The organism is Rhizobium sp. RAF56, assembly GCF_052113965.1.
GTDB lineage: Bacteria > Pseudomonadota > Alphaproteobacteria > Rhizobiales > Rhizobiaceae > Rhizobium.
The window spans coordinates 35,168-45,264 of record NZ_JBFRDU010000041.1; the positions used below are offsets into that span (position 1 = coordinate 35,168).

Annotated in this window: 10 protein-coding genes; 2 read left to right on the top strand and 8 right to left on the bottom strand. The window is 63.9% G+C overall.

What is annotated here, in order from left to right; all coding sequences use genetic code 11:
• Positions 1 to 89: 89 nt before the first annotated feature.
• The 4 genes from AB4048_RS24540 to argH all read right to left on the bottom strand — a co-directional run bounded on the left by AB4048_RS24540 (position 90) and on the right by argH (position 5,987).
• A complete protein-coding gene (locus AB4048_RS24540) occupies positions 90 to 2,768 on the bottom strand; it encodes a TIGR02302 family protein (RefSeq protein WP_442204606.1) in 2,679 nt (892 codons plus the stop codon).
• A gap of 243 nt (positions 2,769 to 3,011) precedes the next feature.
• Complete coding sequence (gene lysA, locus AB4048_RS24545; protein ID WP_442204607.1) at positions 3,012 to 4,280, bottom strand: diaminopimelate decarboxylase; 1,269 nt, start codon at positions 4,278 to 4,280, stop codon at positions 3,012 to 3,014.
• Between the two features lie 13 nt (positions 4,281 to 4,293).
• Entirely contained in the window at positions 4,294 to 4,488 is a 195-nt protein-coding gene (lptM, locus tag AB4048_RS24550; RefSeq protein WP_442204617.1) for an LPS translocon maturation chaperone LptM, read from the bottom strand.
• A gap of 98 nt (positions 4,489 to 4,586) precedes the next feature.
• Complete coding sequence (gene argH / locus AB4048_RS24555) at positions 4,587 to 5,987, bottom strand: argininosuccinate lyase (protein ID WP_442204608.1); 1,401 nt, start codon at positions 5,985 to 5,987, stop codon at positions 4,587 to 4,589.
• Positions 5,988 to 6,010: 23 nt separating this feature from the next.
• Between argH and tlpA the strand changes: the two genes are divergently transcribed.
• Complete coding sequence (tlpA, locus tag AB4048_RS24560) at positions 6,011 to 6,679, top strand: thiol:disulfide interchange protein TlpA (RefSeq protein WP_442204609.1); 669 nt, start codon at positions 6,011 to 6,013, stop codon at positions 6,677 to 6,679.
• Between the two features lie 77 nt (positions 6,680 to 6,756).
• On the opposite strand, the gene AB4048_RS24565 is transcribed toward tlpA, so the two are convergent.
• A complete protein-coding gene (locus AB4048_RS24565; RefSeq protein ID WP_442204610.1) occupies positions 6,757 to 7,053 on the bottom strand; it encodes a hypothetical protein in 297 nt (98 codons plus the stop codon).
• 210 nt (positions 7,054 to 7,263) lie between these two features.
• On the opposite strand from AB4048_RS24565, the gene AB4048_RS24570 reads away from it, so the two are divergent.
• Positions 7,264 to 7,455, top strand: coding sequence for a hypothetical protein (locus AB4048_RS24570; protein ID WP_442204611.1), 192 nt, complete (start codon positions 7,264 to 7,266; stop codon positions 7,453 to 7,455).
• Positions 7,456 to 7,503: 48 nt separating this feature from the next.
• On the opposite strand, the gene AB4048_RS24575 is transcribed toward AB4048_RS24570, so the two are convergent.
• The 3 genes from AB4048_RS24575 to AB4048_RS24585 all read right to left on the bottom strand — a co-directional run.
• Positions 7,504 to 8,385 (bottom strand): 3-hydroxybutyryl-CoA dehydrogenase, encoded by an 882-nt coding sequence (locus AB4048_RS24575; RefSeq protein ID WP_442204612.1) that lies wholly within the window; start codon positions 8,383 to 8,385, stop codon positions 7,504 to 7,506.
• A gap of 145 nt (positions 8,386 to 8,530) precedes the next feature.
• Positions 8,531 to 9,460, bottom strand: coding sequence for an electron transfer flavoprotein subunit alpha/FixB family protein (locus AB4048_RS24580; protein ID WP_442204613.1), 930 nt, complete (start codon positions 9,458 to 9,460; stop codon positions 8,531 to 8,533).
• A 145-nt stretch (positions 9,461 to 9,605) separates the two neighbouring features.
• The coding region (locus tag AB4048_RS24585) for an electron transfer flavoprotein subunit beta/FixA family protein (protein WP_442204614.1) at positions 9,606 to 10,097 on the bottom strand (492 nt) is incomplete at its 5' end.

Sequence of the window (10,097 nt, forward strand, 5' to 3'; positions counted from 1 at the left end):
CGGGCTCGATTCACCTATCGACATGGCGGAGAGGGGATAGGCTGAGCGGCGAGCAGCGCCTGCACCATGCTCGCTGACTGCGATCCGCCCTATTGAATGTCCAGCAGGCGTTCCAGGTAGTTCTTCTCTTCGGAGCGCGACGGGTTGTTGCTCAGCCGGTCGCGGATGGCGTCGAGAATCTCGCGGGCGCGCTGCATGTCGATCTCGTTCGGGATCTTCGGGCCGTCGTCGGATACTTCGCTGCCGTCCTCGCGGCGCGAGCGGCCGAGCGGGTCGCGGCCGTTCTGGTTGCCCTGGCCCACCTGTCCCTGCTGACCGCGGCCCTGCTGCGCCTGCATCATCTGGCTCATCATGTCGCGTGTGCCCTGGCGCAGCGCTTCCAGCGCACGTCCCTGGCCTTGCACCGCGGGCTCGCCGCGTCCCTGGCCGAGCTCACCGGCCGCGCCCTTCATTTCGCGCTCAGCCTTGCCGAAGCCGGGATTGGGCTTCATGCCAAGCCCCCCCAGGCCCTTCTGCAGCTCGCCGAGCTGTTTGGCCAGATCGTCCTGCTGCTGGCGTAGCGCCTTCAGCGCATCGCGAAGCTGTTCAGCCGTCATGTCGTCGGACTGTGACTTTTCGCCCGGCTTTTCGCCCTGCTGTCGCTGACCCTGCTGCGGCTTCTGATCGCCGAGGCCAGGCAGCGGCTGGTTGAGAGGATCGTCGCCGTCCTCGTTCGGCTCGCCGAGCTGCATGCGGTTGCGCATTGCCTGGTCGAGCTTGAAGGTTTCTTCCATCAGCTTTTGCTGATCGCGCAGGATCTGGCCGAGCTTGTCCATCTGCCGGCGCGCCTCGCTGTTTTCCTGCCCTTGTTGCTGCCCCTGTTGGGGCTTGCCGGCCTGCAGATTGTTCATCATGCGCTGCAGTTCGGACAACAGTTGCTGGGCGGCATCGCGGTTGCCCGAGCGGGCCAGATTTTCGATCTGGTCCATCATCCGCTGCAGATCCTGTTGGCGCAGGATGTTCGCGGACTTCTGGTTCGGCTGCATGGGCATGTTGCGCATGCGCTCGGCCAACTCCTTCATATAGGCGTCCATGGCCTTGCGCAGTTCGGCCATCAGCTGCTTGATTTCGCTGTCAGAGGCGTTGCGCTGCAAGGCGTCGGAGAGCTTCTGCTGCGCCTCGCGGAGCTTCTTCTGTGCATCCGAAAGCTGGGCGTCCTCGATGCCGAGGGCCACCTGCCAGAGATAGTCGGCCGTATCCTTCAGCGACGCTTCGTCATGCGCCAGCTTCATGCGGGTTCGCGCCGACTGCAACAGCAGATAGTGGGTGAGATTGGGGATCGTCTCGTCGGCCCTCAGCGTCAACGCCTCGTTGAACGCGATCGCGTCGGGCATCTTGCGCCGGTCGAGCGCGAAGACCTGCCGCTGTTCAGCGACGGAGGCTGCGAGCGGTTCGCTGAAGTTGCGCGACGGCAGCGTCATTTCGTGCGGGGGGCTGCGGCCGGTCTGGCCGGCGCCGTCGCGTGCGACAAGCGTGATGCGCACCCGTTTGCCGGCGAGCGGGTCCTGGGTGAGATCGTGGCTCGCGGTGCCCTTGGCGTCGCGATGGTTGCGGCGGAGAATTTCAATCCGGTAGTCCGGTGGCGGATAGAGCGGCTCAGCACCGGCTTCGGTCTCGACCGGCGCGATTTCCGCGTAAGCCGCCTCGACGCCGTAGTCGTCCTTTGCCTTGAAGCTCAGTTCCAGGGCACCGGTGACGGTTGCGCGCGGCAGGCCGTCAAAGGTGATTTCCGGCGGCTTGTCGGCAAGGACCTTGAACGACCAGGACTGGCCATCGACCGAAAGCGTGCCGTCCTTTTCGAGCTTCATGAGGTGCGTGCGGGCGGCAAGCGGGCCTGGTGCCGTGGCACCTGCCACAACGGGAGCCTGGCTGGCGTCTGCCTTCGGCGGCATTGCCTGCGTCGGGGCCTTTCCGCCCGCGTCGAGCGCGGCCACTTCCGTGCTCTCGTCATTGCCGGCGGTCTTGAAGAGAACGCGATCGTCCGCGCCGCCTCCCGTCACCCGCACCGTCACTTCGGAAAACTGGGGAACGGCGACGGCACCTGAAATGTTGGCCGCGGCCTTGCCCGTCAGATAGACCGGCGGCTGACCGGTATAGCCGGGCGGCGTTACCCAGGCGTCGACCCTGAGATCGGGAGCGCCGGAAGGCGTGGTGGAGCGATCGAAGGCATCACGAAGCGAGCCGCCGTTGTTCGATGCCGAAAAACTGAATGCGACCACCAGCAAAAGCGCCGGGATGGCGCGAAGCGCGAAGCGGTCGTGGTTGGCGATATCGGGACGTGGCAGCCCGGCATCGAGGGCCGCGATCCGCTCCGCCATGCGGGTTTGGTGTTCACGCCAGAGTGCCTTGGCAAAGGGCGTCTCGTAGGCGAGCTCATCCTCCTGTACGGCGACAGGCTGATGTGGCAGGCCGTTGCGCGTTTCAAGAAGCCGGTCGGCCTCGGCGACCGACGGCCAGCGCAGCTTTCGGAAGGCGAGTAGAGACAGCAAAAGCGCCACGACGAACGCGCCGAGCATGGCGAGGCGAAGCCCGTTCGGCGCAAGGCGGAACAGGCCGAACCATGAGGCGGCGAGATAGAGCGCGACCGTCGAAAGCAGCAGCAGCGACATCGGCAGCACCTGCTCCGACACCAGCACGAGCCGCGCGAGCAGCCGCTTCAGCGCAACCAGCCGGGCAAGGGCCGGGCGGGAAGCAAGCGCGGCCTTCCGTTCCTGTCGGGGGCTGGTCATCAATGCGGCCCTCCTTGCGGGGTTGCGAACCCGACCGCCATCCCAAAATCGGGGAGACTGGGCTCGGTGCGTGGCCGCCGGCGCTTCGATCGGACAAGCGCATCAACGGCTTCGTGTCGTGTCGATCCGGATTGCCATGTCGAGGCGGAAGGCTGGATCTTACCTCGAAGATAACACTCTTTATGGCGAAGACGAGGGCAAGCCATAGGCAATGGCCGCATTTTCAACGGACTTTGGCGGCGGTCAGGAGAGCCAGGGCGGAATGCTGTCAAGGCCGATCAGGTCCTCGTAGCTCGTGCGCGGACGAATCACATGGTATTCGGCGCCGCTCACCATCACTTCCGGGACAAGCAGACGGCTGTTGTAGGTACCCGCCTGAACCGCGCCATAGGCGCCCGCGGAGCTGACCGCGAGGAGATCGCCGGGCCTGGGCATCGACATCTCGCGATCGAGAGCCAAATAGTCGCCGGTCTCGCAGACCGGACCGACGACGTCAGCCTTGATGCGCGGCGCGTTGGCAGCGACAATGACGACGGGCCGGATCTCGTGGTGGGCCTCGTAGAGCGTCGGGCGGATAAGATCGTTCATCCCTGCATCGACGATCACAAAGGACTTTTCGCCGCCATCCTTGAGGTAGATGACTTCGGTTACCAAGAGGCCGGCATTGCCGACGATGAGCCGGCCGGGCTCAGTGACGATCTTGCAGTTCAGACCCTTGAGTTCATTCTTGACGACCTCGGCATAGGCGGTCGGCGAGGGTGGCGGGTTGTTGTCGTCGTGGTAGGGAATGCCGAGACCGCCGCCGACGTCGACGTGGTTGATGGCATGGCCCTCGGCACGCAAGGCGTCGACCAGCTGGCGCAGCAGCCGGAAGGCATTCTGGAAGGGCGTCAGATCGGTGATCTGGCTGCCGATATGCATGTCGATGCCGGTCGCCTGGATGCCCGGCAGGGCGGCGGCGCGAGCATAGACGGCGCGGGCGCGCTCCCATGATATGCCGAACTTGTTTTCCTTCTTGCCGGTCGAGATCTTCGCATGCGTGCCGGCGTCGACGTCCGGATTGATGCGGAACGAGACGGGCGCGCGCTTGCCGGCTTTGACCGCCCGCGCGTTCAGAACCTCGAGTTCCGGCTCTGATTCGACATTGAAGCAGTAGATGCCCGCTTCCAGCGCGAAATCCATTTCCGCCGGCGTCTTGGCGACGCCCGAAAAGACGATGCGGTCCGCCGAAATGCCTGCGGCCAGCGCCCGGCGCAGTTCGCCGACGGAGACCACGTCCACCCCGGCGCCGAGCCGCGCGAACGTCTTCAAGACAGCCTGGTTGGAATTCGCCTTCATCGCGTAGCAGACCATGGCGTCGACGCCGTCGAACGCTTCGGAAAAGACCCGGTAGTGGCGTTCGAGGGTTGCCGTCGAATAGACGTAGAAGGGCGTACCGACGGTCTTGGCGATCTCAGGCAGGGCAACGTCTTCGGCGTGGAGGATGCCGTCGCGGTATTGAAAATGGTTCACGGGCTAAGACCTGTCAAAGAAGCGGATCGAGGAAGAAACGCTTGTCCTTCTCTCCCGGCTGCTGCGTCGCCTGGTTGACGTTGCCACCCTTCGTCGCCTGCGCGCTCGGCGGGTCGAGATCGCCCTTGCGGCCGCATCCGGCAATGGCGAGACCGACAAGCGAAAGAACGGCGGTCAGGCGGATGATGTGCGGCACGTTGATCTGCATCGATATCCTCTTGGCGGCGGCAGGCGGTTTGCCCTTCATAGCGAAGTTTCAGGCACTTGTGCACCCTGATTGTTTCATCGCGCGCGGACCTGGCGCGCTCAGTTCCTTGCACGCCAGTAGGCGATCTGCTTGCGCACCTCGGAGGGCGCCGTGCCGCCGAAGCTCTTGCGGCTGGCAACCGAGGCCTCGACGGTGAGCACGCCGAAGATGCCTTCGGTGATCGCCGGATTGATCGCCTGAAGCTCGGCGAGCGACAACTCCGCCAGATCGCAGCCTTTGCTCTCGGCAAGCGCCACCGCCCGGCCGGTGACGTGATGGGCATCGCGGAAGGGCAGGCCCGCCTCGCGCACCAGCCAGTCGGCGAGGTCGGTCGCCGTCGAATAGCCGGAACCTGCCGCCGCCTTCATGCGCTCGGTGTTGACGGCGAGGTCGCGCACCATGCCGGTCATGGCGGCAATCGCCAGCTCCAGGCTCTCGGCGGCGTCGAAGACCTGCTCCTTGTCCTCCTGCATGTCCTTGGAGTAGGCGAGCGGCAGGCCTTTCATGATCGTCAGCAGGGCGATCAGCGAGCCGTTGATGCGGCCGGTCTTGGCGCGCACCAGCTCGGCGGCATCCGGGTTCTTTTTCTGCGGCATGATGGAGGAGCCGGTGGAAAATGCGTCGGAAAGGCGCACGAAGCCGAACTGCGGCGTCGACCAGATGACGATTTCCTCGGCCAGGCGTGACAGGTGCGTAGCGGCGATCGCGGCGATCGCCAGGAATTCGATGGCGAAGTCGCGGTCGGAAACGGTATCGATCGAGTTGCGGGTCGGTTCGCGGAAGCCGAGTGCGGCGGCAGTCATGTGCCGGTCGATCGGATAGCCGGTGCCGGCGAGTGCGGCAGCGCCGATCGGCGATTCGTCTAGGTGCTCGATGGCATGGCGCACGCGCGAGCGATCGCGGCCGAACATTTCGACATATGCCATGCAGTGATGGCCGAAGGTTACCGGCTGGGCGGCCTGGAGGTGCGTGAAGCCCGGCATGACCGTGTCGGCGTGCTCCTCGGCGCGATCGAGGAAAGCGGCGATGAGGCCGGTCAATGCCGCTTCCGTCCTGGCAAGCTCTTCCTTCACCCAGAGGCGGAAGTCGAGTGCGACCTGGTCGTTGCGCGAACGGGCGGTGTGCAGCCTGCCGGCGGCCGGACCGATAAGCGCCGCCAGCCGCGCCTCGATGTTCATGTGAATGTCTTCGAGCTTGCGCGAGAACTCGAAATTGCCGCTTTGGATCTCTGACAGGATCGTGTTCAGACCGTGAACGATCTTGTCTTTATCATCGTTGGAAATGATACCCTGATGGGCGAGCATGGTGGCGTGCGCGATCGAGCCGCGGATATCCTGGGCAAAGAGCTTCTTGTCGAAACCGATCGAGGCATTTATCTCCTCCATGATCGCCGCTGGACCGGAAGCGAAGCGTCCGCCCCACATCTGGTTGGAGGATTTCGTGTCCGTGCCGTCAGCCATGCTATGCCACCCTGGAGAATGAAATGACAGCGAAGAAGCCGTTGGCCCTGCCGTCCCTGAAACTGATCCTGCTCGCAGCCGTCGCCGGTGTCGTCGCCGGTGCCGCAGCGGTATACGTGAAGGAGACCGGTTATGGCAATGGCGGCGGCGAAACCGCCGCGCTCGCCGGCGAATGCGAGGCGGCCAAGGGTCAGGCGGCGGCGCTGGCGCCGTTCACGACGGGGGAGGTCGCCGCCATGGTCGCCGCCCAGAAGCCGCTGTCGTTGCAGAACGTCGCTTTCAAGGGTGTGGATGACAAGGCGCTGTCGATCAAGGATTTCGCCGGCCGCACCGTGCTTCTGAACCTTTGGGCCACCTGGTGCATCCCCTGTCGGGAGGAAATGCCCGCCCTGAATAGCCTGCAAAAGTCCCTCGGCAACGAGAGGTTCGAGGTGGTGGCGGTCAATATCGACACCGGCGACGACGAAAAGCCGAAATCCTTTCGCACCGAGACCGGGATCGACGCGCTCGGCTTCTACCGGGACAGCACGATGGGTGTTTTCAACGCCCTGAAAAAGGAAGGCCTCGCCTTCGGCCTGCCCGCGACGTTGCTCATCGACGGCAAGGGTTGCCTCCTCGGCGCCATGAACGGACCGGCGCGTTGGGACAGCGAAGATGCGAAGGGCCTGATCAAGGCGGCGACCGGCGCGTAGCCGGTCGTGGGAAGCTTAAGTTATAACCTTTGGCGAGAGGAGAGCCCGATCGTCGGGCTCACCCTGCCTGTTCACCTCTAATTGCATACGCGTACGCGCTCATAGTGATATCCGTCATCGTATGCGTTTTGGACAGGACGGTCCTCGGCCCAGCAGCGCGGCTCGCGTTCGACGTAGCGTGGCTCGTTGTTGACACCGGATCCGGCGAGTAGCCCGCCGATCACACCGGCAGCTACGCCACCGGCGATTGCCGCGCCGGTATTGTTGTGGTGGTGGTGATGATGCGACTGGTCGGCCAACGCGACATTCGGCACCGCGATCAGACTGCTGGCAGCCATAACAGCCGCAAGAGTGGAAATAACAAGCGTTTTCATAGCGTTCTCCATCGATCAAAGGCGATCCCGCCCATCGGTGACAACTGCACCATGGGAGCTAAACGGTCTGTGGCGGGAAATGGTTGCGAAGAAGATGCCAGAAAGCTCCGACCGGGCGTTTCAACCCACGGACGGCGGCGACCCTACTGGAACGGGTGGAACATCATCGCGCTTATCGGCTTTCTCATTCGAACGAGAAGGAGAAGCAGCGTGTCACACCGTCAACCGCACGAGCCGGAAGAACGCAAAAGCAATCAGGTTCTGGCGAAGATACAGCACAGCGAGGCATCTCATGACGAGGAAGCGCCGAAAGACCATGCGGCGCTTGTCGCTGATCCCAAGAAGAGGTTGGTCGATGGTGCTGTCGATCCGGTCACACAGGAGCGAAAGCCTGCGGACTGACCGGAACCCGGGCAGATATCGTTATCTGCTAGGCTAAGCGCGCGAATTTCATCTCGTTGGAACCGGGTGTTCGCCGCGATAGTCGTAGAAGCCGCGACCGGACTTGCGGCCGAGCCAGCCCGCCTCGACATATTTTACGAGAAGCGGGCAGGGGCGATATTTCGAGTCTGCGAGGCCGTCGTGCAGCACCTGCATGATCGATAGGCAGGTGTCGAGGCCGATGAAATCGGCAAGCTGCAGCGGGCCCATCGGGTGGTTGGCGCCCAGGCGCATCGCCGTGTCGATGGCGTCCACCGAACCCACGCCTTCGTAAAGCGTGTAGATTGCCTCGTTGATCATCGGCAGCAGGATACGGTTGACGATGAAGGCAGGGAAGTCTTCGGCGACGGTAATGGTCTTATCGAGCGAGGCGACGAATTCCTTGGCGGCGGCGAAGGTGTGCTCGTCGGTCGCTATTCCGCGCACCAGCTCGACGAGCTTCATCACCGGCACGGGGTTCATGAAGTGGATGCCCATGAAGCGTTCGGGGCGGTCGGTCGCCGAGGCAAGCCGGGTGATCGACAGTGACGAGGTGTTCGTGGCGAGGATGGCGTCGGGCTTGAGGACTGGACAGACCTGCGCATAGATCTTGCGTTTGACGGTCTCGTCCTCGGTCGCGGCCTCGATGACAAGATCCATCGGGGCGAGATCGTTGAGGTCTCCCGAGCCTGATATCAGGGACAGCGCCGTCTTGCGCTCGTCATCGCTCATCTTGCCGGAGGTGACGTGCCGGGCGAGATTGCCGTTGATCGTGGCAAGGCCGCTCTCGATCCGCTCTTGCGACAGATCGTAGATGTGAACTTTGTAGCCGGCGAGCGCCGAAACATGCGCGATGCCGCAGCCCATTTGGCCCGCGCCGATAATCCCGACAGTCTTCAGCACCGTGCTCATTTGCGACTCCCTGGCATCGCGCTCTGCTGGCGCTTCCGCGTAAATAATAAACTTGCCGGGCAAAGGACGGCCCGGCAAGATTGATAGACTGATAAAGTACTTTTTTCCAGCGCTTCGCAACTGCGAAATGCCGGAAGCACCCGCATCAAAGTGCCTTTGCAAGCTCCGGCAGGGCTTCGAACAGGTCGGCGACGAGGCCGTAGTCGGCGACCTGGAAGATCGGGGCGTCCTCGTCCTTGTTGATGGCGACGATGACTTTCGAGTCCTTCATGCCGGCGAGATGCTGGATGGCGCCGGAAATGCCGCAGGCGATGTAGAGCTGCGGCGCCACCACCTTGCCGGTCTGGCCGACCTGCCAGTCGTTCGGGGCATAGCCGGCGTCGACGGCGGCGCGCGAGGCGCCGACGGCGGCACCGAGCTTGTCGGCGACCGGCAGGATGACTTCCGTGAACTTCTCGGCCGAGCCGAGCGCGCGGCCGCCCGAGATGATGATCTTCGCCGACGTCAGCTCCGGACGATCGGACGACGACAGCGCATCGCCGACGAAGGTCGAAAGGCCGGGATTGGCAACCGCCGAAATCGTCTCGACCGCAGCCGAGCCGCCKGTCGGGGCCGCCGCGAACGAGGCGGTGCGCACGGTGATCACGCGTTTTGCGTCGCTCGACTGCACCGTCTGGATGGCGTTGCCGGCATAGATCGGCCGCTTGAAGGTGTCGGGGCTGACGACCTCGATGATTTCCGAGACCTGCGCCACGTCGAGGAGGGCGGCAACCCKCGGCATGACGTTCTTGCCGACCGAGGTGGCGGCCGAGACGATGGCGTCATAGGACGAAGCGAGCGACACGATCAGCGCCGCCAGCGGCTCGGCCAGATTGTTGGCAAGGCTCGCATCGTCGGCAAGCAGSACCTTGGAGACGCCGGAAAGCTTGGCGGCTTGATCGGCGGCRGCCTTGGCGTTTGCGCCCGCGACCAGCACATGCACCTCGGAGCCGAGCTTGGCGGCGGCCGTCAGCGCCTTGGCGGTCTGGTCGGAAAGGCTGGCATTGTCGTGATCCGCCAGAAGAAGAATGGTCATGATGATAATCTCCCTGTCTGTCTGATCCAGCCGCGCCGCGTCGGCGGCGCGAAAGAGACGTCTGCGCGCAAGGACTTGCGCGGGCTGGATCCCGGCTCAAGGCCGGGATGACGGAAGAAAGGGCCGATCCCGCAAGGCTCACCCTTTAAAGCACGCCGGCTTCGTTCTTCAGCTTGTCGACCAGTTCGGCCACCGATTTGACCTTGACGCCCGCCTTGCGGCCGGAGGGCTCCTCGGTCTTCAACACCTTCAGCCTCGGCGCCGTATCCACGCCGAAGTCGGCCGGCGACTTCTTGTCGAGCGGCTTCTTCTTCGCCTTCATGATGTTCGGAAGCGAGGCATAGCGCGGCTCGTTGAGGCGCAGGTCCGTGGTCACCACCGCCGGCAGCTTCACCTCGATCGTCTGCAGGCCGCCGTCGACCTCGCGCGTGACCTTGGCCGAGCCGTCGCCGATCTCGATCTTCGAGGCAAACGTCGCCTGCGCCGCGCCGATCAGCGCCGCCAGCATCTGGCCGGTCTGGTTGCTATCGTCGTCGATCGCCTGCTTGCCGACGATGATCAGGCCCGGCTGCTCCTCGGCAACGACGCCCTTCAGGATCTTGGCGACCGCCAGCGGCTCGACCGCATCATCGGTCTC

Excerpts from the sequence above, each read along its gene's own strand:
- AB4048_RS24540 (WP_442204606.1), bottom strand. The coding sequence starts at position 2,768 with ATGACCAGCCCCCGACAGGAACGGAAGGCCGCGCTTGCTTCCCGCCCG.
- lptM (WP_442204617.1), bottom strand. The coding sequence starts at position 4,488 with ATGCAGATCAACGTGCCGCACATCATCCGCCTGACCGCCGTTCTTTCG.
- argH (WP_442204608.1), bottom strand. The coding sequence starts at position 5,987 with ATGGCTGACGGCACGGACACGAAATCCTCCAACCAGATGTGGGGCGGA.
- tlpA (WP_442204609.1), top strand. The coding sequence starts at position 6,011 with ATGACAGCGAAGAAGCCGTTGGCCCTGCCGTCCCTGAAACTGATCCTG.
- AB4048_RS24565 (WP_442204610.1), bottom strand. The coding sequence starts at position 7,053 with ATGAAAACGCTTGTTATTTCCACTCTTGCGGCTGTTATGGCTGCCAGC.
- AB4048_RS24575 (WP_442204612.1), bottom strand. The coding sequence starts at position 8,385 with ATGAGCACGGTGCTGAAGACTGTCGGGATTATCGGCGCGGGCCAAATG.